18 protein-coding genes are annotated in these 25,293 nt (G+C 74.8%); 16 read left to right on the top strand and 2 right to left on the bottom strand.

Features of this window, described 5'->3' with window-relative positions; all coding sequences use genetic code 11:
- The first annotated feature begins 4 nt into the window (after positions 1-4).
- From EES41_RS04660 to EES41_RS04710, 11 genes are all read left to right on the top strand, one after another.
- The gene (locus EES41_RS04660) at positions 5-496 is read left to right on the top strand and encodes a hemerythrin domain-containing protein (RefSeq protein WP_123075901.1); all 492 of its coding nucleotides are present in this window, start codon (positions 5-7) and stop codon (positions 494-496) included.
- Between the two features lie 424 nt (positions 497-920).
- Positions 921-2,678 (top strand): AfsR/SARP family transcriptional regulator, encoded by a 1,758-nt coding sequence (locus EES41_RS04665; RefSeq protein ID WP_254211310.1) that lies wholly within the window; start codon positions 921-923, stop codon positions 2,676-2,678.
- A gap of 97 nt (positions 2,679-2,775) precedes the next feature.
- Positions 2,776-5,001, top strand: a complete 2,226-nt coding sequence (locus EES41_RS04670) for a TOMM precursor leader peptide-binding protein (RefSeq protein ID WP_123075903.1) — start codon at positions 2,776-2,778, stop codon at positions 4,999-5,001.
- A complete protein-coding gene (locus EES41_RS04675) occupies positions 4,991-6,937 on the top strand; it encodes a TOMM precursor leader peptide-binding protein (protein ID WP_123075905.1) in 1,947 nt (648 codons plus the stop codon). The genes EES41_RS04670 and EES41_RS04675 overlap by 11 nt, the downstream gene beginning before the upstream one ends.
- 44 nt (positions 6,938-6,981) lie before the next feature.
- Complete coding sequence (locus tag EES41_RS04680; RefSeq protein ID WP_123075907.1) at positions 6,982-8,640, top strand: SagB family peptide dehydrogenase; 1,659 nt, start codon at positions 6,982-6,984, stop codon at positions 8,638-8,640.
- 13 nt (positions 8,641-8,653) lie between these two features.
- Positions 8,654-11,428, top strand: a complete 2,775-nt coding sequence (locus tag EES41_RS04685) for a lantibiotic dehydratase (RefSeq protein ID WP_254211311.1) — start codon at positions 8,654-8,656, stop codon at positions 11,426-11,428.
- Positions 11,416-12,510, top strand: coding sequence for a lantibiotic dehydratase C-terminal domain-containing protein (locus EES41_RS04690; protein WP_123075909.1), 1,095 nt, complete (start codon positions 11,416-11,418; stop codon positions 12,508-12,510). Before EES41_RS04685 ends, EES41_RS04690 begins: the two co-directional genes overlap by 13 nt.
- Positions 12,507-13,631: a peptidase M50 gene (locus EES41_RS04695; RefSeq protein ID WP_123075911.1), complete on the top strand. Its 1,125-nt coding sequence runs from the start codon at positions 12,507-12,509 to the stop codon at positions 13,629-13,631. The genes EES41_RS04690 and EES41_RS04695 overlap by 4 nt, the downstream gene beginning before the upstream one ends.
- 72 nt (positions 13,632-13,703) lie before the next feature.
- The gene (locus EES41_RS04700) at positions 13,704-14,747 is read left to right on the top strand and encodes an ABC transporter ATP-binding protein (protein WP_123075913.1); all 1,044 of its coding nucleotides are present in this window, start codon (positions 13,704-13,706) and stop codon (positions 14,745-14,747) included.
- Positions 14,744-15,499, top strand: coding sequence for an ABC transporter permease (locus EES41_RS04705; RefSeq protein ID WP_123075915.1), 756 nt, complete (start codon positions 14,744-14,746; stop codon positions 15,497-15,499). The genes EES41_RS04700 and EES41_RS04705 overlap by 4 nt, the downstream gene beginning before the upstream one ends.
- Complete coding sequence (locus EES41_RS04710; protein ID WP_123075917.1) at positions 15,496-17,433, top strand: TOMM precursor leader peptide-binding protein; 1,938 nt, start codon at positions 15,496-15,498, stop codon at positions 17,431-17,433. Before EES41_RS04705 ends, EES41_RS04710 begins: the two co-directional genes overlap by 4 nt.
- A gap of 73 nt (positions 17,434-17,506) precedes the next feature.
- On the opposite strand, the gene EES41_RS04715 is transcribed toward EES41_RS04710, so the two are convergent.
- Positions 17,507-17,680 (bottom strand): thiazolylpeptide-type bacteriocin, encoded by a 174-nt coding sequence (locus tag EES41_RS04715; protein ID WP_037796982.1) that lies wholly within the window; start codon positions 17,678-17,680, stop codon positions 17,507-17,509.
- 164 nt (positions 17,681-17,844) lie between these two features.
- On the opposite strand from EES41_RS04715, the gene EES41_RS04720 reads away from it, so the two are divergent.
- From EES41_RS04720 to EES41_RS04730, 3 genes are all read left to right on the top strand, one after another.
- A complete protein-coding gene (locus EES41_RS04720) occupies positions 17,845-19,149 on the top strand; it encodes an amidohydrolase (RefSeq protein WP_123075919.1) in 1,305 nt (434 codons plus the stop codon).
- Between the two features lie 394 nt (positions 19,150-19,543).
- Entirely contained in the window at positions 19,544-19,963 is a 420-nt protein-coding gene (locus EES41_RS04725) for an SSI family serine proteinase inhibitor (RefSeq protein WP_254211312.1), read from the top strand.
- 154 nt (positions 19,964-20,117) lie between these two features.
- Complete coding sequence (locus tag EES41_RS04730; RefSeq protein ID WP_123075923.1) at positions 20,118-20,849, top strand: hypothetical protein; 732 nt, start codon at positions 20,118-20,120, stop codon at positions 20,847-20,849.
- 40 nt (positions 20,850-20,889) lie between these two features.
- On the opposite strand, the gene EES41_RS04735 is transcribed toward EES41_RS04730, so the two are convergent.
- Positions 20,890-22,548 carry an alpha/beta hydrolase gene (locus EES41_RS04735; protein WP_123075925.1) on the bottom strand — a complete coding sequence of 553 codons (1,659 nt, stop codon included), beginning with the start codon at positions 22,546-22,548 and terminating at the stop codon, positions 20,890-20,892.
- A 192-nt stretch (positions 22,549-22,740) separates the two neighbouring features.
- Here EES41_RS04735 and EES41_RS04740 point away from each other — a divergent pair, with 192 nt between their 5' ends.
- Together EES41_RS04740 and EES41_RS04745 are read left to right on the top strand one after the other, a co-directional pair.
- Entirely contained in the window at positions 22,741-23,295 is a 555-nt protein-coding gene (locus EES41_RS04740; RefSeq protein WP_037796985.1) for a hemerythrin domain-containing protein, read from the top strand.
- 384 nt (positions 23,296-23,679) lie between these two features.
- The gene (locus tag EES41_RS04745) at positions 23,680-25,284 is read left to right on the top strand and encodes a cytochrome P450 (RefSeq protein WP_123075927.1); all 1,605 of its coding nucleotides are present in this window, start codon (positions 23,680-23,682) and stop codon (positions 25,282-25,284) included.
- Positions 25,285-25,293: the final 9 nt, after the last annotated feature.

Here is a 25,293-nt window from a genome sequence, read left to right on the forward strand (position 1 = left end):
GACCATGACCGTGCAGCACGACGTCGTCGCGGTGATCCTCAAGGACCACCGCACCATGGAGGACCTCCTCCGCCGGATGCGGAGCGTGGAATCCGACCGCGCGAAGGCGCTCGAACAGTTTTCGGCCCTGCTCATCGCCCACGGCGAGGCCGAGGAGGCGAAGGTGTACGGCGCCCTGAAGCGGTTCAAGGACGTGGACAACGAAGAGGTGGAGCACGGGGCCGAGGAGCACGCCGAGGGCAACGCGGCACTGCTGGCGCTGCTGGAGGTGTCCGAGGTCGGCTCCGACAGGTGGGACGAGCGGCTGGAAGACCTGGTGAAGGCCGTGTCGCACCACATCGACGAGGAGGAACGGACCATCCTCAACGGCGCCCGGGAGAACGTGCCCGACGAGCGCCGCGCCGAGCTGGGCGCCGCCTTCCTCCAGGAGCGCGAGAGGCAACTGGCGGCGGACTGTGGCCGCGTCGACCACGTGCGCGCCGTCGTGAAGGGCTGACGGCCGGTCGTCGTCCCGGTCGGGGGGTGACGACCGGCCAGATCAGTGGCGGGATATGTACCTTAACTGGATCACCACATCGTGCTTGGATGGCGCCGCCACCGTAATTCGTTTAGCACTGAACGGTTTTGACGAACCGACGGTAACTCCTCGAAGCGCCCAGGTTACGGAGAAGGGAGAAACAGCCGACGGGCGCCGAACAAGCCACCCTTCGGCTCGACTTCCACAAGATCCGTTATGTAGTGTTCCAGTCATTCACCGCCCAACGGGGGGCGAGCAGCGACTGCAGGCCTGGTCCGGACTATTTCCGGCGTGTGACAGGCCCCGCGGAACCGGCAGACCACCGCCCCCGCCACGCTCCCTATAGGGGGAATGCGTGACCCGACACGGGGGATCAATCATCCGGTTCCAGCTTCTGGGGCCTTTGAGCATTGCGCACGGGCCCGAAACCGTCGTACTCAAACCGTCCAAGCCGACCAGTCTTCTCGCCGCGCTCCTGCTGCATCCCAACTCCGTCGTGTCGACCACCTATCTGCTGCGCGCCGTGTGGGACGAGGAACCGCCCGCCACCGCCCGCGCCGCACTGCAGACGTGCGTGCTCCGGTTGCGCCGGCTGTTCGCCAAGTACGGCATATCCGCGACCACCATCGAGGCCGTGCCGGGCGGTTACCGGATGCGCAACGACACCGAGACCCTCGACCTCGTGCTCTTCCGCACGCTCACGGCCGGCGCGGGATCCGCGACCGGCCCGGGAGAGGAGCTCTACCGGCTCAGGGAGGCCCTGTCGCTCTGGCACGGGCAGCCCTTGGCCAACGTGGCCTCGCGCATGCTCCAGCAGGATGCCGTCCCCGCTCTCGAACAGGAGCGGCTACGGGTCCTGGAAAGGGTCTGCGACCTGGAACTCGCCGCCGGCAACTGCCATCAGGTCCTGGTCGACCTGTACGAGGGAGCCCGCCGCCACCCGGTGCGCGAACGGTTCACCGAGCAGCTCATCGAGGCCCTCTACCGCACCGGACGGCAGGCCGAGGCGCTCGCCGAGTACCGGACCGTGCGCGACCGGCTCCGCGACGAGCTGGGCATCGACCCGGGCCCGGGACTGCGCCGTCTGGAGCTCGCCATCCTGCGCTCCGAAGACCTGGCGCCCGCCCCGCCGACGCCCCCGTCGGCGCCCGCCCGGGCGCTGACCGGGGCCGGGGTCCGCGCGCTGCCGCCGCGCGGCGCGCCCGCCCACGGCCGCCGGCCGAGGCGGGAGGTGCCGCCCGTCCCCGCCTTCGCCGGTCGCGAGAACGCCCGAAGAGCCATCGCCGAGCGGCTCACCTGCGCCGAAGGGCCGCGGCTGGTCGTCGTATCGGGCGCACCGGGCATCGGAAAGTCGGCGCTGGCCCGTCAGACGGCCCACGAGACACAGCACTCCTTCCCCGGCGGGGTGTTCGTACTCGCGCTGGCCCGGCCCGACGGGACACCGCTGACCGTCGAGGAGGCGGCCCGGCTGCTGCCCGAAGCCGGTGCGGGTACCGGCGCCGACCGGCAGCTGATCGTCCTGGACGACGCGGCCGGCGCCTGGCAGGTGACCCCGCTGCTTCCCGCGGCGGGAGACGCGTCGGTCGTCGTGACCAGCAGGCGCGCCCTGGCCGCGGTCGTCGCCACGCACGGCGGCGCGGTGCACCGGCTCGACGTGCTGCGGCCCGCCGAGGCGTACGGGCTGCTCGCCGGGCTCATCGGCGCCCGGCGGATCGCCGCCGAGCCCGCGGCCGCCCGGGAACTGGCCTCCGTCTGCGGTCACTTCCCGCTCGCCCTGCGGATCGCCGCCGGCCGCTTGCTGACCCGGCCCGCGCTGTCGGTCGCGGACTGCGCGGCATGGCTCGCGGCGGATCCCCCCGCCCGGCTGGCCCTCGCGGAGGACGCCCGGCTCTCGGTGCCGGAGGTGTTCGGGCAGGCGCTCGACGCGCTGGCCCCGGACCTGCGGGAGGCGTTCCTCCGGCTGGGCGGGCCCGGCGCGGACGGCGATCCGTCGGCCGGGGAGAGCGAGACGGTTCTCGAACAGCTCGTGGACTCCGGGCTGTTGGAGGACGGGCCGCCCGGCCCGTACCGCGTCCACGACTTCCTCCGCGTCTACGCGCGTTGGCACGTCCGCACGCACCGGACGACCGCGGCGGCCCCGGCGGCGGCCGCACCGCGCTGACCTCCGCGCGGTCCGTCGTACCACCCCTCCCCCCACTCACCGCTCCCCCCTACGCTCCCCCTCCCGATCCCGCCCAGACCGCACCCAGGGGTGTCCCATGGCTCACGCCAGCTACGAAGCCGTTGCCGCGACCCGTCCCCGGATCCGCCGCGACGTGCTGTTCACCGAGACGCCGGACGGCGTGCTGTTCCACAACGCCGACGGCGGCTTCCGCCTGACGGCCAAGTCCGCCTACCGCTTCGCGACGCTGATCGTGCCCCACCTCACCGGCGAGCACTCGGTCGCCGACCTGTGCCGGGGCCTCGGCGAGGCACAGCGGACGATGGTCGGCGAACTCGTCCGGACCCTGTACGAGCGGGACTTCGCCCGGCCCGTCACCGACCCCGCCCCGCGCGCCGACGGGCAGGCGGTGCTCGCTCCCGACGTGGCCCGCCGGTTCGCCCCGCAGATCGCGTACGCCGACCACTACGCCGACGACGCCGAGGCCCGGTTCCTGCGCTTCCGCGGCACCCGGGTCGCCGTCCTCGGCGAGGACGACGTGGCCCGCTGGTGCGCGTCGAGCCTGATACGCAACGGCTGCGCGACCGTCGGCGTGACGGCGGGCCTCGACACCTCGGCGCTCGGCCCGGAGGTCGCGGAGGCCGTCGGCGACGGCTGCCCCGTCGAGCTCCGCACACTGGCGCCGGCCGACGGGCGGCAGCCCGGCTGGACCGAACTGGCCGATTACGACCTCGTCGTCGTCACGGGCGGCCGGACCGCCCCCGCCCGGCTGCTGCCGCTGCTGCGCGCCGGGATCCCGGCCGGCCGCATCCTGCTGCCCGCCTGGTCGTACGGCTCCGACGCCGTGATCGGCCCCCTGATGACGGCCGGCGCCGCCGGCTGCTGGGCCTGCGCCGCGCTCCGGCTCGGCGGCGCCGCCGGCCGTGACACCGCGGCCGCCGCCGAACTGTGGAGCGCGCTGGCGCTACCCGGGAGCCCCGCTGCGGCCGGTCCCGAGCCGGGCCGGCCGCTGGCCGCGATGATCGGCAACCTCCTGGGCTACGAGGTCTTCCGCGCCGCCTCGGGAGCACTGCCCGCCGAGACCGCGGGCCAGGTGATCGTGCAGGACATGGCCTCGCTGGACGTCACCGCGGAACCGCTCCTCGTCCACCCGCGGTGCCCGTTCTGCGCCCCGGCCGAGGAGGCGGCGGCCCGGGAGGCCCCGGTGCCCGTGGCCCTCACCGAGGCGGGCACCTCCGGGGCGCCCGCCCTGCCGGCCCTGGAGACCGCGCGCGAGGCGGACGAGCTGGTGGAGGAGCTGAACCGGCGCTCCGCACTGGTCCGTCCGTACACCGGCGTCTTCACGCGCTACGCGGACGAGCCGCTCACCCAGATCCCCCTGAAGCTGAGCGTGGTCGAGTTCGGCGTCGGCCACGCGGGCCCCCGCGCGGTCGCGGCCTTCGACGTCCACCACGTCGCCGGGGCGCGGATGCGGGCGCTGGACGCCGCGGCCCTCGTGTACGCCGAGCACGTCGTCCCGGCGCGCGGTGTCGTGGCACGCGCCGAGGGGGCGGTCGCGGAGGCCTCGCTGACCCTCGCCTCCGGTCTGCCGGGTGCGGCCGGGGCCTGGCAGCGGGCCGTCTCGCTGGTCACGAAGGAACCCGCGCTGGTTCCGGCGGCGGCGGTGCGCCCGTTCGGGCCGCACAACGGCGACCGGCTCTTCGAACGCACCCGCGCCGGCGCCGGCGCGGGCCCTTCGCCCGCCGACGCGGCGGCGGCCGGCCTGCTGTCGGCGCTGGCCCACGACGCGCTGCTGCGCGCGGTCCGCGGGGCGGCGGCCGCGCCGGTCGCGCTGACGGACGGGACGCCCGACGCCGAACTCGCCTTCCTCGTACGGTCGGCGGAGCGCCTCGGGATCACCGTCGAACTGCTCGACCTCGGCGAGTCCGCGCGGTCCGGGGTCCAGGTGCTGCTCGCACGGGCGGCGCAACGCTGGGCCGTGGGCGCCGGCCTGGACCGGCGGACGGCGACGGCCGACGCCCTGCGGGACCTGCTGGGCGCCGTGCAGTACGAGCGCGACGCCGCCGCTTCCGGGACTCCCGCCGACACCGGTGATCCGCTGCTGCGGGACCTCGACGCCCGCACGCTCACGCTGTCCGCCGACGTCGGTGACGCCCACGGGAACCCGGTCGCCGCCGACTGGGCCGGGGTGCTGGACCGGTTGCGCGCGGCGGGCCGTGACGCCTACGTCGTCCCCACCGGCTCCGCCGACCTGGCCTCCGCCGGACTGCACACCGCCAGAGTGCTCCTCACCTGCGCCCAGGAGCCGGGCGATGACCACTGACCGGGTCCCCTCCGACCGGGTCGCGGTCGGCCCCGAGGTCATCCACGCGCTCGGCCCCGACGCGGCGGCCCGCTTCACCGCGCTGCTGGAGCGTGCCCTCGGCGCGCTCGGCGGGCCGAGGGTGACGCTGTCGGCGCTGGGGACCGCGGACGCCTTCGCGCGCCCCGCCCCCGGACCCGGTGGGAGCCGGGCCCCGGTGCCCGTGCACCTGTACGGCCACCAGGCGGTCGTCGGGCCGCCCGGCGGCTGTGCGCGGTGTCTGGAGCGCCGCTGGCAGGCCGTGCGGTCCGTCGCGCTCCGGGACGCCCTGGAGCTGGGCGGCGGCACCCTTGCCGCCGGTGACTGGCCGTACGCGCACCCCTTCGCCGCCGACGCGCTGGCCGCTCTGATCACCGCCGCCGGGGCGCCCGGCGCCGCCTCCCCCGGGGGCGCCTTCCCCCAGGTGCGGCTCCTGGACCTGCGGACCGGCTCCGTACGCCGTTATCCGCTGGTTCCCGACCCCGAGTGCCCGGCGTGCGCCGCGCCGGAGACGGACACCGCGGCGGGGGCCGCCCTGGACCTGCCGCCGGCGCCCAAGTACCGGCCCGGTGTCTTCCGTACCCGCCCCGTCGAGTCGTACGGGATCGAGGTGGCGGCCTTCGCCAACCCGCTGTGCGGGGCGCTGGGTCCCTCCCTCGTCCAGGACGTTTCCTCGACCACCACCTCCGCCACCATCGGCTGTTTCTCGATGCGCTCGGGCGAGTACCTGCGCGAGACGTTCTGGGGCGGTCACACGGACTCCTTCACCCGCAGCGGGCAGGTGGGGGTCCTGGAGGGGCTGGAGCGCTACGCCGGGATGCGGGCGCGGTCGCGGACCACGAGCGTCACGGGTCCGCTGACGCGGTTCGGCGCCGATGCCGTCGACCCGCGGGAGGTGGGCCTGTACAGCGAGGCCTTCCACCGGCAGAACCCGCGCGTGCGCCCCTTCGACCCGGACCGGGAGATCGCCTGGGTGTGGGGCTGGTCGCTGCGCGACAGGGTGCCCCGGCTGGTGCCGGAGATCCTGACGTACTACCACGCGCCCGGCCTGGAGAACCGGTTCGTGCAGGAGAGCTCCAACGGCTGCGCCTCCGGCGGCAGTGCGGCCGAGGCCGTGTACTTCGCCCTGATGGAGGTCGTCGAGCGGGACGCCTTCCTCCTCACCTGGTACGGGCGGCAGCCGCTGCCCGAGATCGACCCGGCGAGCAGCTCCCGTCCGGCGACGCGCGCGATGGTCGACCGGCTGGCGATGTACGGCTACCGGGCCCGGTTCTTCGACACCCGGATCACCTTCCCGATCCCCGTCGTGACGGCGGTCGCCGAGCGCTTCGACGGCGGCACCGGCCGGATGTGCTTCGGGGCGGGAGCCGGTCTCGACCCGGAGTCGGCCCTGGACTCGGCGCTCTGCGAGATCGCCACGGACGCCGTCAACCTGCCGGGGCGCACCGAGCGCGACGAGGCCCGGCTGCGCGCCATGGCGGCCGACTTCGCTCTGGTCACGGCGCTGCACGACCATCCGCTCGTCTACGGGGTCCCGGAGATGGGCCGGCACGCGGACTTCCTGCTGCGGGCGCCGGGCGGGGGGCCGACGCGGACGGTGGCCGAGCTGGAGTGGCCCGACCGGTGGGGTGCGGCCGCGTCGGACGACGTGCGCACCGATCTGGAGCGGTGCGTGTCGGCGGTCACGGCGGAGGGCTTCGACGTCGTGGTCGTGGACCAGACGATGCCCGAGCAGCGGGCGCTCGGCCTGCACACGGTGAGCGTGCTCGTCCCCGGGCTGCTCCCCATCGACTTCGGGTGGTCCCGGCAGCGGGCGCTCGGCATGCCACGGATGCGGACCGGCCTGTTCACCGCCGGGCTGCGCGAGCGCGCGCTGGAGCCCGGCGACCTGAACCCGGCACCCCACCCCTTCCCCTGACCCGGCCGCCGCGACCGGCGTCCGACCCGAACGTAGGAGGACCCATGGGCTACGCCCATGTCTACGCCCACGAGATCATGCACCGCGGCCGGGTGCCGATGGAGCCCGCCGACTTCGTGCCCGACTGGGCCGACCGGCCCCGCAAGGCCAAGTTCCACCCGGACGCCGAGACCCTGCCGCTGCCGCAGACGCCGGAATCGCCGGAGCCGCCGGAGCAGGCCGCCGGTGCGGTCCGGGGGTTCACCCTGCCGCTGCTGTCCGGGATGCTCCGGGACTCGTACGGGCTGACCGGCCGGCGGCTCGCGGTCCAGGCGAACACCGACCTGGCGGCGCTGCCGCACTACACCCACGCGAACTGGTCGCGGGGCACCGCGTCGGGCGGCGGGCTCTACCCGGTGTCCGTCCACTGGGCGGCGGGCCCGGGCGGGCCGCTGACCCCGGGGCTCTACCACTACGCGCCGCACCAGCACGGGCTGCGCCGACTGCTGGCGGGCGATGTCACCGGGGAGGTCCGGTCGGCCCTCGGTCCGGGGGCCGGCGCGGCCGCGGCGGCGACGCACTACCTCGTCCTCGGGGTGAAGTACTGGCAGAACGCCTTCAAGTACAACAGCTTCTCCTTCCACGCCGTGAGCATGGACGTGGGCGCCCTGGTGCAGACGTGGCGGCTGTGGGCCGCGCGGTACGGGCTGCGGATCGACCCGGTCCTGTGGTTCGACGAGGAACGCCTGGCCCGGCTGCTGGGCGTGGCGCCCGAGGAGGAGGGGATCTTCGCGGTGGTGCCCCTGACCTGGGACGGGGCGCCCGGGTCCGGAGCGGGAGCTGCCCCGGCGCCCGCCGTCACCCCGGCCGCGGCCCCCGCCGCGATCCCTGCGGCGACCCAGACCCCCGCCCCGGCCCCCGCCCCGACCCCGGTCGCGGCCCCGGCCGTCCGGCACCGGGACGTCGAACGCTCCCGCCGTGTCCTCGTGTTCGAGACGCTGCTGCGCATCCACGAGGCCACCGCGGGCCGGGCCTCCGACCGCCCCGCGCCGGAGGCGCTGGACGCGGCCGCCGCGTTCCCGCCCCGGGGCGGCGATCCGCTGCCGCTGCCCGCGCCCCCCGCGCCACCGGTCACCACCGGGCGGGCGCTGCGCGAACGCCGCAGCAGCTTCGGCCGGTTCGACGCCTCCCGTCCCCTCGCGGCCGGGCCGTTCGCCGCCGCTCTGGCCGACTGCGCGGCCACCGCGTACGGCACGGAGGCCGAGCGCCCCGGCGGGCCCCCGCTCACCTCGCTGTACGCGTTCGTCAACCACGTCGAGGGCATCGCGCCCGGCGCGTACGCCTACGATCCGGCCTCCCACACCCTGCGGCTGAGGGTGCCGGGGCCGCCCGGGTCCTTCCTCCAGCGCAACTACTTCCTCTCCAACTACAACCTGGAGCAGGCCGGCGCGGTGATCGTCCCGACGGTCCGCACCACCGCGGTCCTGGACGCGGTGGGCGATCGCGGCTACCGGCTGGTGGGCGCCACCATCGGCGCGGTCGCCCAGACCTTCTACACCACGGCCGCGGCCTTCGGCCTGGGCGCCGGGGTGGCGCTCGGCTTCGACAACATCTCGTACCGGGAGGAGCTGGGGCTGACCGGGACCGACGAGGCGCCCCTGCTGATCATGCTGCTGGGGCACGACCGCCCGCGCCCGGCCGACTTCCGTCACGAAATCGCCTGAGGGGAGCGCGAGGATGAACACCACCGAATGGCAGGCGGGCGACCGCTTCATGCTCCGGGTCGCCGGACTTCCGCTGTCCGCGGTCGAAGCCCTGCGCGCCCCGGACACCGGGCGCTGGGCCGAGGAGGTCCTGACCGCCGAGGCGGCCCTGCGCAAGGGCGAGCAGCGGCTGGGCGACGTGCTCCACGAGGCCGTCGGGGCCACCGATCCGGCGCCGGACGGCCCGGGCGCCGCCCAGCGGCGCGCGCTGCTGCGGCTGCGCCGCCAGATCCACAACGGCCGGCCGCCGGCCCGCCGGGACGCGTCGACGGAGACGGCCGTGGAAGCCGTGGCGGCCGTGGACGAGGACGCCGCCGAGCACCTCGCCGGCTGGCTGCACCGGCGCGGGCTCCTGGACAAACTGCTGGCCGAGGGCCCGCCGCTGCTGGCCGCCGACCTGGCCGGGAACCGGGCCGCGCTGCGCGAGCTGCTGACCGACGAGCGGTTGCGGCACGGGCTGCTGCTGGCCTCCCCGGTGCTGGAGAAGCAGCTCGACGGGTACGCGAGCGCCGAGGGCGTGCCGGGCGGGCGGGCCCGCAAGGCCGAGCGGTCGGTCCTTTCGTACGTGTACCGGACGGCCTGCAAGACGAGCCCGTTCAGCACCTTCACCGGGGTGGCGACCGGCCGTTTCACGGGCGATGCCGCACCGGGCGGCGCAGCGCGGGTCGCGGACGCCTGGAGCAGTCACGTCCGCCTCAACGTCGTGGTCCTCGCGCGGCTCGCCGAGCTGATCCTGGCCGACCCCGTGCGCCGCCGGGACCTGCCGCTGCGCCTGGCCTCGGGCTGGGGGCACGAGGAGGACCGGATCCGCTACGTGCGCCGCTCGGTCACGGCGGGCGACGACACGGCCGCCGTCACCTTCGACGCGGTCAAGGACCGGCTGTTCTTCCTGCGGCGCAGCGGTACGCTCGACCGCCTCCTCGCCCTGTTCGCCGGGCGGCCCGAGCTGCGGCACCGGGAGCTGACCGACTGGCTGGCCGCCGAGCACGCCGCGGATCCCGCCGAGTGCGAGGCGTACGTCGCCGCCCTCCTCCAGCTCGGCATGGTGCGCGTGCCCTGCCTGGACACCGAGGTGCACGGCGGGGACCCGCTGCGCTCCTTCCAGCGGTCGCTGACCTCGCTGGAGCGGCCCTGGGCCGACCGGCTCGCCGCCCTGCTGGAGGCGCCCGCCGCGGCGCTGGCCGGCTATCCGGAGGCCGGGCACGCCGAACGGGCCGGGCTGCTGCGGGAACTGCGCAGCGGGCTGCACCGGGCGTGGGAGGAGCTCGGCGCACCGGACACGGCCCTGCCGCAGACCCTGCTGTACGAGGACGTGAGCGCGGGCCACGAACTGCCCTGCGCGCCCCCGGACTGGACCGCGCTGCGCTCGGTCGAGCGGATCCTGCCCGCCTTCGACCTCACGCTGGCCGGGCGGATCACCTTCGAGGGGTTCTTCGCCGCGCGGTACGGCTCCGGGGGCCGCTGCGAGGACCTCCTGGGGCTGGTGCACGACTTCCACGAGGACTTCTACGACCAGTACCTGTCGTTCACCGCCCGGCGCAGGCCCTTCGACGAGCGCGGCGAGTACGTCGCGGAGGAGAACTGGCTGGGCCTGCCCGGGATCCGGGCCCTGGACGCGGCGCGCCGGGCGTTCGTCGGCCGGATGCGGCGGGCCTGGTCGGCGTACGAGGCCGCGCACGGGGCGGCCGGGGCGGACGGGGCGGACGCGGACCGCATCCGCCTCGACGAGGCGGACCTGGCCGAGGTGGCGGCGGAACTGGCGCCGGTGACACCGGACTTCGCACCGCGCTGCCACCACCTGCAGTTCGCCCGCGATCCCGCCGACGGCACCCCGCTGACCGTCCTGAACCGCTCGTACGGCGGCCTGGCCTTCCCGTTCAGCCGTTTCACGCACGTGTACGAAGAGCAGGGCGGGCCGGGGCCCGCGGACGCGCCGGGCGCCGGCTTCTGCGCCGGGCTGCGGGACACGGCCCGCCGGGTCACCCCGCCGGGCGCGGTATTCGCCGAGGTCACCGGGGGCCCGGTCACCACCAACCTCAACCTGCACGGGGAGCTGACCGACTACGAGATCGTCTGCCCGGGCGAGAGCGGCACGCTCCCGCCGGAGCGCCGGCTGCACCTGGACGACCTGTACGCCGAGCACGTGCCGGCGACGGGGCGGGTGGTGCTGCGGTCCCGGCGGCTGGGACGCGAGGTGATCCCCGTCTACCTCGGCTATCTGGTGCCGCTCGCGCTGCCCGCGATCCCGCGCACGCTCCTGCTGCTGTCCCCGTCGTCGATGTCCCCGCTCGACGTGTGGGCGGGCGTACCGGAGGGCGCGGCGCACGACCGGGTGACCACGCGGCCCCGGGTGGTCCACGGCGACGTGGTCCTCAGCCGGCGCAGCTGGACCACCACGGCGGGCGCCCTGCCCGTCCAGGGGGCGCGGGAGGCCGGGCACTTCCTCGACTGGCAGCGCTGGCGGCGCGCCCACGGCCTGCCCGAGCAGGTGTTCGCCACCGTCTCGGCCGGCCCGTCGGCCGCCGGGGCCAAACCGCAGTACGTCGACTTCGCGAGCCTCCTCTCGCTCGCGGCCTTCGAGACGCTGCTGCGCGATCCGGCGCACCGGGTCGTCTTCCGCGAGATGCTCCCCGGCCCCGACGGCCCGCACGTGCGCTCGGCCCGCGGCGCCCACGTCGCCGAACTGGCCGTCGAGACGTTCACCTCAACCATCCAAGACCAGGAAGGCGGCACCCGATGTCCGAGATGACCCCGCCCACCGGCGCGCGCACCGACAGCCGCACCGACACCCGCGGCGCATGGCAGGCCCTGCACATCTTCTACGCCGCCAACCCGCAGCCCCTGCTGACGCGGTGCGTGCGGCCGCTGATCGCCGAACTCACCGCCGACGGCCTGCTCGCCGGCCACTTCTTCATCAACTACTGGCTGGAGGGGCCGCACGTACGCCTGCGGCTGCGCCCCGTCACGCCCGAGGCGGGGCCCGAGGTGCGGCGCCGCGCCGAGGAGGCCGTCGCCGCGTTCCTGAAGGCCCGCCCGGCCCTCTACGAGGTGGACTCCGGGTTCCTCAACGAGTTCTACAACACGCTGTTCGACATCGAGTTCCCGGAGGGCGACCGGGCCGCCTTCATGGGCCCGGACGGCCGGATGAACCTGCGGCCCAACAATTCGTACGCCCGGGAGCCCTACGAGCCCGAATTCGGCAAGTACGGCGGCCCGGCCGGCGTCGAACTCGCCGAATGGCACTTCGCCCGCTCCAGCGACCTCGTCATGGACGCCCTGCACCGGATGAACCTGCACCTGCGGACCGTCCTGCTGGGCACCTCCGCCCAGCTGATGATGGTCATGGCGGGCGTCTTCCTGCCGGAGCGCGGGGAACTCGCCGGATACCTCGACCGGTACTACGAGTTCTGGCACCGGGCCTTCCCCGGCACCGGGTTCATCGGGTCCGAGGAGTACGACCGGACGTACGGGCAGACCGCCCCCGGGCTCGGCCGCCGCTTCGCCGCCGTGCGCGGGGCGCTCGCCGCCGGGGAGACCGGCCGGCTCCCGGCGTTCCTGGCCGGCTGGGCGGAGCACTGCCGGGAGCTGCGCGAGCGCGCCGAGGCCCTCGCCGTCGCCGGGGAGCTGGTGTTCCGCTCCTGGGACGGCGCCCGGGACGAGCGGGTGACGGATCCCGCGCAGGCACTGCCGCTGCTGCTCTCCCCGTACATGCACATGACCAACAACCGGCTCCACGTCACCATCCGCGACGAGGCGTACCTGGCCCATCTGCTGGGCCGGGTGCTGCGCGAGAGCGAGGGCGTGCCCGAGGGCGCGGCGGTCGCCCCGTGACCGGCCCCTCCCCCGCGCCCGGCCCGGCGGGACTGCTCGGGCACCGGCCCGCCCTGCGGCCGGACGTCCTGCTGTCGGCGCCGCTGCTCAACGGGGCCGCCACCGTCCACCTGGTCAAGGACCCGGTGTCCGGGGCCTCGTTCGAGATCGGGCCGAAGGAGTTCTTCCTCGTCTCTCGGCTGGACGGCTCCCGCAGTCTGGCCGAGATCGGCGCCGCGTACGCGCAGGCGTTCGGGCGGCGGCTCGGCGAGGGCAACTGGCAGCAGCTGCTGGCCCTGCTCGGCACCCGCCGGCTGCTCGCCGGCGGGCCGCCGCCGGCCGCGCCCGCACCGCCCGGCGGCCCGCTGGAGGGCACCCTGCTCCGCGGCAGGCTGCGGCTGGTCGCGGACGCCGACGCCGCCACGGCCCGGCTGCACCGGGCCCTGCGCCCGCTGCTGCACCCCGTGGTGCTCGTCGTCCTGCTGCTCGGCTGCCTGGCCATGGAGGCCGCGCTGGCCGTCTCGTTCGCCGAACTGGCGGACGGGCTGGGGTGGTTGCTGCGCCACCCGGCGCCCCTGCTGGCGGTGGCCACCCTCATGTGGCTGAGCACCGCGCTGCACGAGTTCGCGCACGGCATCGCGGCCCGCCACCTCGGCGGGACCGTCGGCGAGATCGGGCTGCGGTGGCGGCTGCCCGTCGCCATCATGTACTGCGTGGTCGACAACTACCGCTTCCTGGCGCGGCGTCGGCACCAGGTGGCGGTGGCCTGCGCGGGCGCCTTCGCCAACCTGCTGTTCCTGCTGCCGTTCTTCGGCTGGTGGGCGGCGCTGCCCGAGGGCGAGCCCACCCGCCGCGCGCTCGGCGCGCTCCTGCTGCTCGGCAGTGCGCAGGCGCTCGTCAACCTGCTGCCGCTGCCCCCGCTGGACGGCTACACGATGCTCGGCCACGGCCTGCGCGTGACACGGCTGGCGCCCGCGAGTTCGGGGTATCTGCGGCTACGGATGCGCGACCGGGCGGCCGCCGCCGCGTATCCGGCGCGGGCCCGCCGCCTCTACCTGGGGTACGGCATCGGCTCCGCGCTGCTCGTCCTGCTGCTCGCGGCCGGCCTCACGGGAGCCGTCTGGTACGCCGTCACCACCTGACCCCACGACCGAACCACCCCGGGACCGGCGCGACGTCCGGACCGCACGCACACACAGAGGAACGCACGCCCCATGACAACTGACAGCACCCAGCCGCCCGGCTCCCCGGCCATCTCCGTCCAGGACGTGCGCAAACGCTACGGCGACCGCCAGGCGGTGGACGGGGTGTCCCTGGACGTGCGCCGCGGCGAGTTCTTCGGCCTGCTCGGCCCCAACGGGGCGGGCAAGACCACCCTCATCGAGATCATGGAGGGGCTGCGGCAGGCGGACTCCGGTACGGTCCGGGTCCTCGGGCACAGCCCCTGGCCCCGCGACACCGCGCTGCTGCCCCGGATGGGCGTGCAGACCCAGGCCTCGGCGTTCTTCGTGCGCCAGAGCGCCCGCGAGCACCTCGTCACCGTCGCCGGGCTGTACCGCCGTGGCCCGGAGGCCGCGGACCGCACGCTGGAGACCGTCGGGCTCACCGAGCAGCGCGACGTCCTGGTGGAGAACCTCTCGGGCGGTCAGCGCCAGCGCCTGGCCATCGCCTCCGCCCTCGTCCACGACCCGGAACTGATCTTCCTGGACGAGCCGACGGCCGCCTTGGACCCGCAGGCCCGCCGCGACCTGTGGGAGGTGCTGCGCGCCCTCAAGAGCGAGGGCCGCACGATCGTCTACACGACCCACCACCTCGACGAGGCCGAGGCGCTGTGCGACCGGGTCGCGATCCTCGTCGACGGCCGGACGGCCGCGCTCGACTCGCCGCACCGGCTGGTCACGGCGGCGGGCGCGCCCTCCCGGCTGCTGCTGCCGCAGGGGCGGCTCGGTGTCGAGGAGGCCGCCGCGCTGCCCGGCGTCGACCGGGCCACCGTGCAGGGCGGCTCGCTGGTGCTGGAGACGGCGACGCCCGGCAAGGTGCTGCAGGCGGTGGACGCCCTCACCGGGCTGGACGGGGTGATGACCCGTACGGCGACCCTGGAGGACGTCTACCTCGAACTCACCGGCGCCGCACACCCCGGGGCCGCTCATCCCGCCGCCCCTCATCCCGCCGCCGGGGACCCCGCCACGGGGGACCCCGCCGCCGGACACCTCGGCCCCCAGGCCGGCCCCCACACGCAGACGGAGCACCAGGCATGAGCGCGTACACGGCCCTGACCGCCGCCGGCTACCGGGCCCAGGTCCGGGACAAGGCCACCCTCTTCTTCACCTTCGCCTTCCCGCTGCTCTTCCTGGTCGTCTTCGGCCTGATCTTCAGCGGCCAGGACGTCGAGGAGACCGGCCGCCCCTACATCTCGTACATCGCGCCCGGGGTGATGTCCTGGGGCGTCGCCAACGCGGCCGTCTTCGGCATCGCCTTCACCCTGATGCAGTGGCGGCGTGACGACCTGCTGCGGCTGATCCGGCTCACGCCGACCCCGCTGACGACCGTGCTCGCCTCCCGGTACGTACTGGCCCTCGCCGTCGGCGTGGTCCAGGCGGCCGTGTTCGTCGCCGTCGCGATGCTGCCGGGCTTCGGGCTGACCCTGGACGGCCGCTGGCCGCTGGTGCTGCCCGCCCTCGTGCTCGGCATCACCGCGTTCCTCGCCATCGGGGTGATCGTCGGCACGTACGCGAACACTCCGGAGGCCGTCGCCGCGATCGCCAACTGCCTGATGGTGCCGATGGCGTTCCTGTCCGGCTCGTTCCTGCCGCTGGACATGATGCCGTCGTGGCTCCGGCAGGTCTCGCGCGTGCTGCCGCTGCGCTACCTCAACGACGCCGCGACCGGCGCCCTCACCGGCAGCGGATCCCTCGCCACCATCGGATCCGGCTGCGCGGCCCTGTTCGGCTTCGCCCTCCTCTTCGGCGCGATCGGGCTGAAGACCTTCCGCTGGAGCAACCGGACATGACGCCGCCGTCCGTACGCCCGCTCGCCCCCGACGGGACCCCCCTGGAGGCCGCCCGCCGGGACCTCGCCCGGGCGCTGGAGCCGCTCGGCGCCGTCGTGGTGACCCTGGGCGTCCACGACGCCCTGGGGCCGCGCGCCGCCGACCCGTTCGCGGCGGTCCGGCCCGGCGCGACGGTGCACCTGACCGCGCGCGAGGTCCTCGTCGGCCCCTGGGGCGGGGACGGCACCGCGCCGGCGTGCGGCCAGTGCCTGGCGATGCGCCGCCAGCGGCTGCGCAGCCGCAGCGAGCGCGACGCGCTGGAGACCGGCGGCGGGCCGGGCACTGCGGCCGGCCCCGAGTGGCCCCGGCTGTCCCGGTACGCGTACGACGCCGTGTCCGCGCTGCACGCGGCCGTCCACGGCGGTCGGGCCGGCGCGCCCGGCGGGGCGGCGGCCGACCGGGCGCTGCCGCAGGTGTCGCGCCTCGACCTGGAGACGCTGCGGATCCGCACGTACCCGCTGCTCGCCGACCCGCTGTGCCCGGACTGCGGGCCGCGGGGCACAGACGCGCCCCGGCCCTTCTCCCCCGGGTCCCGGCCCAAGCCCGATCCCGGCGCCCAGCGGCTGCGGGCCGCGTCCTCGTACCCGATGCCGTACGCGGCGCTGGCCAATCCGGTGACGGGGGTGCTCGGGGGCGGCACCTGGCTCAACGTCACCTCGCCGACGACCGCGCCGGTCGCCGGGAGCGTCTTCATGCGCGGGTACGCGGGGCTGACGGACGTCACCTGGAGCGGGCAGGCCAACAGCTTCGCCGCGAGCCGCGACCTCGCCCACCTGGAGGGGCTGGAGCGATACGCCGGAACCCACCGCCGTACCGGGAACTCGCTGCTCACCGCCTCCTACGCGGAGCTGGGCGACCGGGCCCTGGACCCCGCCGAGTGCGGGTTCTACGCTCCCGAGACCTACCGTGACGATCCGCTCGTGTCCCCCTTCGACCCGGAGCGGCCGATCCCGTGGGTGTACGGGCATTCCCTGCGCGACGACCGGCCCGTCCTGGTCCCGGCCCGGCTGGTGCACTACAGCGCGGGGGTCGCCGCCGACAACTTCGTCTTCGAGTGCTCCAACGGCTGCGCGATCGGCAGCTGCCTGGAGGAGGCGCTGCTCGGGGCGCTGCTCGAACTCATCGAGCGGGACGCGTTCCTGATCGCCTGGTACGGCGGTCTGCCGCTGACCGAGATCGACCTGGCGACGGTGCCGGGGACGGCGGTGCGCACGATGGCCGACCGGGCGGCGTTGCAGGGGTACGACGTGCACGCCTTCGACAACCGCATCGATCTCGCGGTGCCGGTGGTGACGGGGCTGGCGGTGCGGCGCGACGGCGGGCCGGGGCTGTTCTCCTTCGGCGCCGGCGCGGCGCTCGATCCGGCGGCGGCCGTGGAGGCGGCGCTGTCGGAGGTCCTCACCTACATTCCGCACCTGCCCTGCCAGGTCGAGGAGCGGCGGGGTGAACTGGAGGCGATGGCAAGGGACTTCAGCCGGGTGCGGCATCTGAAGGACCACGCCCAGCTGTACGGTCTGCCGGCGATGGCGGAGCACGTACGGCCGTACCGGGAGCCGGTGGCCGTGCGCGCGATGGACGAGGTCTACCGGTCCTGGACGGAGCACGGGCGCCCGCGCACCGGCGATCTGAGGGACGATCTGCTGTGCTGCGTCGAGGAGTTGACGCGGGCGGGGCACGACGTCATCGTCGTCGACCAGACCACGCCGGAGCAGCGGCGGATCGGGCTGCGCACGGTGTGCGCGGTGGTGCCGGGGCTGCTGCCGATCGACTTCGGGTGGTCCCGGCAGCGGGCGCCGTACCTGCCGAGGCTGCGGAGCGCGCCGCGGCGGGCGGGGCTGCGGGCGGCCGACCTGACCGACGCGGAGGTCCGGATGGTTCCGCACCCGTTCCCGTAGGACCGGTGGACGGCGGCGCCCCGCCCCTCGCCGCGCGAGGGGCGGGGCGCCGGTGTCCGTGCGGCCCGGTGGATCAGGCGGAACAGGAGGTGGTGCTGGTGGTCGAGGAGCAGGTCGAGGTCGAGCTGCAGCTCGTGGAACCGGCGAGCACGACCTCGCTGGCGTCCGAGTAGTCGGAGATCTCGAAGGTCTCCGACTCCAGCTCCAGGATCTCCTCCGCGAGCGAGGCGAGCGGCGACTTCTCCATGGTGACTCCTTCTGGTGCGGGGCGGGCACGGGGCCGTGCCGTGTCTGTCCCCATCAGAGCCGGTGCCGCCGTCACCCGACCCTTCGCGGCGCTGACACTCCTCTGACACGAGGTGTCAGCGCCCTGCCGCACCGCCTCCGGAGCGGCTGTCCGATCATGGCCGCATGACCGGCCCCGTACCCTCCTCCGCCTCCTCCGCCTCCTCGCCCGCCTCCTCGCCCGCGCCCGCCCCGCTCGCCCGGCTGGACGCGCACCTGCACGCCCTGACGGCGCTCTACCTGGAGCTGCACCGGGATCCCGAGCTGTCGGGTGCGGAGCGGCGTACGGCGGACCGCTTCGCCGCCCGGCTGGAGTCCGCCGGGTTCGCGACGACGCGCGGCATCGGCGGACACGGGCTCGCCGGGGTGCTGCGCAACGGCGACGGTCCCACGGTGCTGCTGCGGGCCGAGCTCGACGCGCTGCCGGTGCGGGAGACGAGCGGTCTTCCGTACGCGGCCGACGGGGAGGCGGCGCACGCCTGTGGGCACGATCTGCACCTGGCCGCGGCGGCGGGCACCGCCGCGCTGCTGGCCGAGACGCCGCGGGCCTGGCGCGGCACGCTCGTGGTGGTGGGGCAGCCGGCCGAGGAGACGCTGGAGGGGGCCCGGGCGATGCTGGCCGACGGCCTCTACCGCAGGTGCGGCCGGCCGGACGAGGTCCTGGCCCAGCACGCGGCGCCGCTGCCGGCCGGGATGGTCGCCCACGGGTACGGGCCCGTGACGGCCGGGAGCGTCACCTTCCGGGTGGTGGTGCACGGCCGCGGCGGGCACGCGGGCGCCCCGCACCTCGCCGTGGACCCGGTCGTCGCGGCGGCCCACGTGGTGACCCGGCTGCAGACGGTGGTGGCGCGGGAAGCCGCCCCGGCGGAGCAGGTGGCGGTGACCGTCGGCTCGTTCCGGGCCGGGGACCGGGCCAATGTCATCCCGGACCGCGCCGAACTGGCGCTCACGGTCCGGGCGGTGAGCGAGGCCTCGCTGGCCCGGGCCGCCGAGGCCGTGGAGCGGATCGTGCGGGCCGAGTGCGCGGCCGCGGCCTGTCCCCGGGAGCCGGAGGTCGTCCGGGTCTCCGCCTCCCCGGTCACCCATCCCGATCCGGGGGTGACGGCGAGCGTACGGGAGGCGCACGCGGCCGCCTTCGGGGCGGAGCGGGTGATGATGTGGCCGCCGTCGCTGGCGACGGAGGACTTCGCCCTCTTCGGTGACGCGGGGCTGGACGTGCACGGCGAGCGGGGCATCCGGCTCGGGTACTGGATGCTGGGCGCGGCCGGCCCGGCCGCCTGGTCCCGGGCCCCCGGCGCGACGGCGGCGCAGAAGCTGGCCGCCCTGCCGGCCAACCACGCGCCGGACTTCGCCCCCGACGTCCGTACCGCCCTGCCGGCCGGCGTGCGGGCCCTGACGACGGCGGCGCTGGCCCGGCTCGGCGCCCCGTAGCCGAGCGCGCCCGCGAGCGCCGTCAGCGAACGCCATCCGCGACCGGCAGCCTTGACCGGCGCCCTCAATCTCCGTCCCCGGAGCATCCGGAACGGCACTATCCGGTCAGCCTGGATGGCTGTTCGATGAACCGCGCGCGACCGGCAGCAGGTCAACGGCCCGCGATCGGCCCGTCACCCCCGCCGTCACCCTCCGTTTTCGCGTGATCGCGAAGGGCACACACCCCGTCCGAGCTGGCCGAACGACCATTCGGTCGCCGACATTCGAACGGAGTGTCCGGAAATCGGTCACCGATGTGCGCACGCCCTTCACACCCGAGAGACTCAGCGACGTCAACCCGACACACCGCAGCCAAATGCTGCATCTGTCCTTCGAATTGAAAGAGAGTCTTGTCGTGCGTCACCGCATCGCTGCTGTCTCCGCCGCCGCCCTCGTCGCCATCGCCGGCTCCATCGGCATCGCGGAGGCACAGCCCGCGAGTCTGTACGCCCCGTCCGCCGTGGTCCTCGCCGTCGCCCAGGGCGAGAACGCCGCCACCGTCGTACGGGCGACCACCGTCAGCTGCGCACCGACCGCCCAGGGCACGCACCCCGACCCGCGGGGCGCCTGCGCGGCCCTCAATGCCGCCGCCGGCAGCCTCGACGCGCTCCTCGCGGCCCCGGACACCAACCGTGCCTGTCCGATGCACTACGACCCCGTCACCGTCACCGCGGACGGCGTCTGGAAGGGCAGCCGCATCGCCTGGAAGCACACCTTCTCCAACGCGTGCGCCATGTCCGCGACGCTGAACGGGAACGCCGCCTTCGCGTTCTGATCCGCCGGACCGGCCTCCGCGCCCGCCACCGCCTCCGTACCCGTCCGGGTACGGAGGCGGTGGCGGTTCGCGACTCGATCATCGGGCGTTGCATCCTTGGACCGAGCGAGTACGCGTACCCGCGCCGCGCCGCCCGAGTCATGAGGAGGATCCGATGAACGCCGCCGGAGAGGGACCGCAGCTGCCGGACGCGGTCAGCGTCGCCAATGCCAAGACGACGCTCCTCCAGCTGCTCGCCCGCGCGGGCGTCTTCACCGGCGACACGGAGGAACTGATCGGACTCGTCGAGGCCGGCGCCCTGGCCCGCGCGTACGAGGAGATCGCCGCCCGGGCGGGGAGCGCCCCGGGGGACAAGGGCGAGCCGTACGAGTCCGGCTGGCTCGACGGAGCCCGCGACGTCGTCGACGAACTCGGCGCCATCGCCACCCGCGCCGGACGCCGCTCCGCCGGAACCGACGCGCCGGACGAGTCGCCCGAGGAGCGCCCGCGCGTGCGGCGGATGGAGCTGGAGCGGGCGCAGGTGGCGGTCACCCCCCTCTACCTCTCCTTCACCTCCGTCTCCGACTTCGACCCCGAGGTCACCTCCGAGGTCCTCACCGCCATCCTCGGCACGATGAGCTCCAGGCAGCGGGCCCTGTACGCCGGCCGGCTCACGGAGTTCAGCGCGTCCCACCGGGCCCGTCTGGAGCGGCTGTACACGGAGTACGGCCCCGGCAGCGCCATCGCGATCCACGGCCGCTACTCCGTCGTCCACTCCCCCACCAGCCTCGCCGTCCTGGAACGCCTCGCCACGGCGCCCTCGGCGCTGCGGGAGGAGTGGGACGCCGCCGAGCTGCCGCCCGCATGGCTGGACGGCCTGACGACGGCCTGGAACGCGTCGGCCTGACGGCACGGCGGGCGCCCCGGGGCCGTCTCCGGCCGATCCGTCAGCCGGTGCGCGGCAGCCAGGCCGGCGGCCACGTACGGAGCAGCCCGCCCGGACGGATGACGGCGGCGGCCGCCGCCGACGGCTCCCCCGGATTCACGAACGGCGGGGTGTCCTGCGCGCACCGCGCGCCCTCCGCCGGCAGCGCCCCGGTCAGGACGTACCGGACGACATGGCGTCCCACGCAGGCGCTCGGGTTGCCGAGCGCGGTGTGCCCGTAGCCGTCGAGCGTCAGCAGCCGGGCCCGGCCGAGCTCCCGTGCCATCGCCTGTCCGGCGCGGTAGGGGGTGGACGGGTCGTGCACCGGGTTGATGACCAGTACCGGGTGCGCGGTGGGCCGGTTCCAGGGGCCGGTGTACGGGTCGGCGGCCCGGGCCGGCCACGCGGCGCAGGGCTCGTTCGCCCACACCCACCACCGGGCGAGCGGACCGGCCTCCCGCACCGCCCGCTGCTCCAGCGCGGTGTAGCGCCCGGCCGGGGCGGGGTTGGGGCTCTCGGCGCACAGGATCGCCAGCGACTGCTCGAACCCGGGATAGCGGGCGGGCGCGGCCACGGCCGGCGACTCGCCGGGCGCCACTCCCTGCCACAGCGATTCCAGGGTCGCGGCGGTCCCGGACCAGCCCGGGTGCACGGTGTAGAGGCCGCCCCGGACCTCGCTCACCGCGCGGGCGTACGTCCAGCGGCCGACCGGCCGCTCGGCGAGGCGTGCCAGCAGGGTGGCGTACTTGGCCCGGGTCGCCGCCGGGCTGCCGGCGGAGAAGGCGCAGCCGGTCATCGGCGCGCGGCCGCAGTGGTCGAGGAACTGACCGAGCGTGTCGGCGGAGCCGAGGTCCGAGCCGAGGCGCAGGAAGGTGCTGCGCGCGGGCTCGGCGCCCGCGCCGCCGTCCGTCCACGCCCGCGGGTCGACGTTCCCGTCGACCACGAGCCGCCCGACGCGGTCCGGGAACAGGTTCGCGTACGTCGCTCCGAGCAGCGTGCCGTAGGAGACGCCCCAGTAGCGCAGCCGCTCCTCGCCCACCGCCCGGCGCAGCAGGTCCAGGTCGCGCGCGGTGTCGGCGGTCGAGATGTGGCGCAGCAGCGCGGGGTCCCGCTGCTCGCACCGCTTCGCCAGCTCCGCGTAGGCGGTGACGAACGCCCGCCGCTGCCCCGCCCCGACCGGGAACGGCGGGACCTTCGCGTGCCAGGCCGCGGCCTCCTTCGCCGTGTCGAAGCAGCGCACCGCCGTGCTCTCGCCGACCCCGCGCGGGTCCCAACTGACGATGTCGAAGCGGTCCCTCAGCTCTGCGGGGAACTTGCGGTACAGCTCGGGCAGTCCGACCGTCCCGGGGCCGCCGGGACCGCCGGGGTTGAAGAACAGCGACCCGGCGGCGCGCCGCCCCGCCGCGGCCGCCCGGTGGCGGATCACCGCCAGGTCGATCGTGCGGCCCGAGGGCTGGGCGTGGTCCAGGGGCACCCTGGCCACCGCGCATTCGAAGCCCGCCTGCGCCTTCCGCGCGCAGGGCTGCCAGCGCAGCACGACACCACGGCCGCCGTCCCCGCCGTCGCCGCCGCCCGGTCCGCCCGCCGACGCCGGGCCGGCGGCCGACAGCAACGCCAGCAGGGCGGCGGCCACCGCCCCGGCGGCTGCGCGCAGCGGTATCGCCGTCCCGGTCTTTCGCATCGCCGGCCCCTTCGTCAAGGAAACGGGTCCGCGCGGTGCCGGCGGCCCTTCCCCGCCCATGACATCGGTGCCCGGTGCGCCGGGCAACTCACGGGCGTCCGAACGGGCCCGCGTTAGCTCCGTGGCCGGGCGGGTACGCGGGGAACGACCGGCACTCCGCCCGGCCACCGGCGATCGGAACGGAGCAGTGACATGGGACATGGTGCGGATGTCATCGAGGAGCTGATGTGCGATCACCGTGAGGTGGACGACCTTTTCTCCGCGATCGAACGGACCGCCCCGGCGCTCGACCGGCAGACGCTGGCCGAGCAGCTCACGATCGAACTCGTGCGGCACGCGGTCGCCGAGGAGGAGCACCTCTACCCGGCGATCCGCGAACACTTCCCCGACGGGGAGCTCATCGCGGACAAGGAGCTCGCGGACCACGCCCGGGTGGAGAGGATGCTGAAGGACCTCGAAGGGGTGGACGGCGCGGGGCTCGAATTCGACCGCCGGATCGCCGAGCTCCGGGCCGAGGTGACCGCCCACGTGTGGGACGAGGAGCAGAACCTCTTCCCGCGGCTGCGGCAGGGGTGTTCGCCCGAGGACCTGCACCGGCTCGGCGACAAGGTGCGCCGGGCCAAGAAGTTCGCGCCGACGCGGCCCCACCCGGGCGCGCCCGGCACCCCGCCCGCGGGCCGGCTGCCGGCGCCCGTGACCGGTCTGGTCGACCGCGCCCGCGACTTCGTATCGGGCCGCGGCCGGTAGCGGCGCGCCCGGCGGTCCGCGTTGTGGCCGGCGGTCCGCGTTGTGGCCGGCGCGCCGCCCGCTGTTCACCCCCGGTGGGAGGAGGCGCGGATTCCCCGGCGCGGCCGCCGTCCCGGAACAAGCCATCTCGCCCGGCACGGGCGATTGCCCCGGCGCGGCGGGGAGCGCGCCGGGGGGAACGCTGGCCTGCTGTGCCCGGACTCCGCCCCGGGTGCCGCACCGATTCGGCCCTCCAGTGGGAACCGGCCATCCCCTCCGGCGATATTGCGGTGCCGGGAATCGCGTCCATAGCCTGACGGTGCATCAAGAGTCCCTCAAGCATTGGCCCGTTCGAGCCGATTGAGGCCGCGGGAAGGCTCTCGCAAGCCGTGGAGGGGATTAGCCATGAGCGCGCCCAGCACACGCCCTTTGCTTTCGCTCTATCGAGCCATTTACGCGGCAGGAGTCACCGCGACCCTCCTGGTGGCGGGGTTCGGATTGTGGATCGGCCTCAGCCTGCCGAGCTGGCCGGTGGCACTCGTCTCGGTGGCCGTGGCCGGGCTCCTGGTTCTCGCCGTACACAGGCGTCTGACCGAATTCCGGTCCCGGCGGCATCTGCCCGGGCCGAAACCGTCGTTCTTCCTCGGCAATATGAGCGATCTGCTGCTCCACGGCCACGGCGGTCGGCACGAATCCCTCCAGGCGCTGCACGACGAGTACGGTCCCGTCGTGCGTTTCCATTCCGCTTGGGGAAGCGCCCCGTTCGTGTCGCTCTCGTACGTGTCCCCGAACCTGCTCAGGAAGGAACTCGACTCGCACCGCCGGGCCGACCGGACCGTGCTGTCCCGGAGCCTCATGGGAATGGCGGGGGGTGAACTCCACCGGACCCATCGGCAGGTCATCGCCCCCTCCATGACCTTCCGCGGCGTCTCGGAACGCGGGTACGTGCTGAAGGACGTGTCCGACCGGTACGTGAACAAGTGGAAGCACGTCGACGAGAGGTACGAGGGCCTCCAGTCCGACCTGCGCGACTGGAGCGTGAACTGTCTCAGCGCCTTCCTCTTCGGCGACGACTGGGACGTCGGAGCGGACCTGCACGCGTACCACCGCGCGCTGAGCGCCATCGAGGAGGAGGTGAGCTTCCGGGCCTTCCACCCCTTCTTCGTCAGGTGGGTCTTCCCGAGGCGGCGGCGTCGGGTGAGGGCCGCCTACCACCGGGTCGCGGCGGAACTCGGGGGGGTCGTGACCCGGCGTGAGCAGCGGATCCCCGCCTCCTGCCCGGCCCACGGGGCCACCGGAGCCGCCGGAGCCACCGGAACCGCCGGAGCCACCACGGCCACCGGCGCCGCCGGCGACCTGCTCGACCGGGTGACCCGGGCGCCGTGGTCCGCCGAGGACCGCGTCGAGGAGCTGATGTCGTTGATCCTCGGCGGCGCGGATCCGATGTCCTACGTCCTGTCCCAGGCCCTGGTGATGCTCTCCCTCGATCCGCACGTCCAGGAGAAGGCGCGGAAGACGATCGAGGCGTCCTCGTCCGCCGCCCAGGAGGGTGATCCCGGCCCGGATCCTTACGTCCGCAACATCGTTTACGAGACGCTGCGCATGTTTCCGCCGGTCCCCTTCAGCGCGAAGTTCAGCGACGAACGCGCGGTGGTGGAACAGGGCATGAGCATTCCGCCGGGGACCGTCATCATGTGGATGAAGAACGCCGTGGGAAAGAACCCGGAAATCTTCCGCGAGGCGGAGCGGTTCAACCCGGACCGCTTCAACCCGGAGCGGTTCTCGGCGGACGGCGAGGAACGGAACGACACCATTTCCAGCTTCCTGCCCTTCGGCGCCGGCCCCCGGCACTGCGTGGGAAACAGGCTCGCCGAGCAGCAGTGCATCGTGCTGCTGACGGAAATCCTGAAGAACTTCCACGTCGTGCCCCTGCGGCACATCAATGTGCAGTTCCATTCCACGATCTCCGTGGTGCCGTCGGCCGTACCGGTCAGGCTGGTCCCGCGATGAAAGGACCAG

This window comes from Streptomyces sp. ADI95-16, from assembly GCF_003721495.1.
GTDB classification, from domain to species: domain Bacteria; phylum Actinomycetota; class Actinomycetes; order Streptomycetales; family Streptomycetaceae; genus Streptomyces; species Streptomyces goshikiensis.

Excerpts from the sequence above, each read along its gene's own strand:
- EES41_RS04670 (WP_123075903.1), top strand. The coding sequence starts at position 2,776 with ATGGCTCACGCCAGCTACGAAGCCGTTGCCGCGACCCGTCCCCGGATC.
- EES41_RS04690 (WP_123075909.1), top strand. The coding sequence starts at position 11,416 with ATGTCCGAGATGACCCCGCCCACCGGCGCGCGCACCGACAGCCGCACC.
- EES41_RS04745 (WP_123075927.1), top strand. The coding sequence starts at position 23,680 with ATGAGCGCGCCCAGCACACGCCCTTTGCTTTCGCTCTATCGAGCCATT.
- EES41_RS04675 (WP_123075905.1), top strand. The coding sequence starts at position 4,991 with ATGACCACTGACCGGGTCCCCTCCGACCGGGTCGCGGTCGGCCCCGAG.
- EES41_RS04735 (WP_123075925.1), bottom strand. The coding sequence starts at position 22,548 with ATGCGAAAGACCGGGACGGCGATACCGCTGCGCGCAGCCGCCGGGGCG.
- EES41_RS04720 (WP_123075919.1), top strand. The coding sequence starts at position 17,845 with ATGACCGGCCCCGTACCCTCCTCCGCCTCCTCCGCCTCCTCGCCCGCC.
- EES41_RS04730 (WP_123075923.1), top strand. The coding sequence starts at position 20,118 with ATGAACGCCGCCGGAGAGGGACCGCAGCTGCCGGACGCGGTCAGCGTC.
- EES41_RS04660 (WP_123075901.1), top strand. The coding sequence starts at position 5 with ATGACCGTGCAGCACGACGTCGTCGCGGTGATCCTCAAGGACCACCGC.
- EES41_RS04710 (WP_123075917.1), top strand. The coding sequence starts at position 15,496 with ATGACGCCGCCGTCCGTACGCCCGCTCGCCCCCGACGGGACCCCCCTG.
- EES41_RS04705 (WP_123075915.1), top strand. The coding sequence starts at position 14,744 with ATGAGCGCGTACACGGCCCTGACCGCCGCCGGCTACCGGGCCCAGGTC.
- EES41_RS04715 (WP_037796982.1), bottom strand. The coding sequence starts at position 17,680 with ATGGAGAAGTCGCCGCTCGCCTCGCTCGCGGAGGAGATCCTGGAGCTG.
- EES41_RS04700 (WP_123075913.1), top strand. The coding sequence starts at position 13,704 with ATGACAACTGACAGCACCCAGCCGCCCGGCTCCCCGGCCATCTCCGTC.
- EES41_RS04740 (WP_037796985.1), top strand. The coding sequence starts at position 22,741 with ATGGGACATGGTGCGGATGTCATCGAGGAGCTGATGTGCGATCACCGT.
- EES41_RS04680 (WP_123075907.1), top strand. The coding sequence starts at position 6,982 with ATGGGCTACGCCCATGTCTACGCCCACGAGATCATGCACCGCGGCCGG.
- EES41_RS04685 (WP_254211311.1), top strand. The coding sequence starts at position 8,654 with ATGAACACCACCGAATGGCAGGCGGGCGACCGCTTCATGCTCCGGGTC.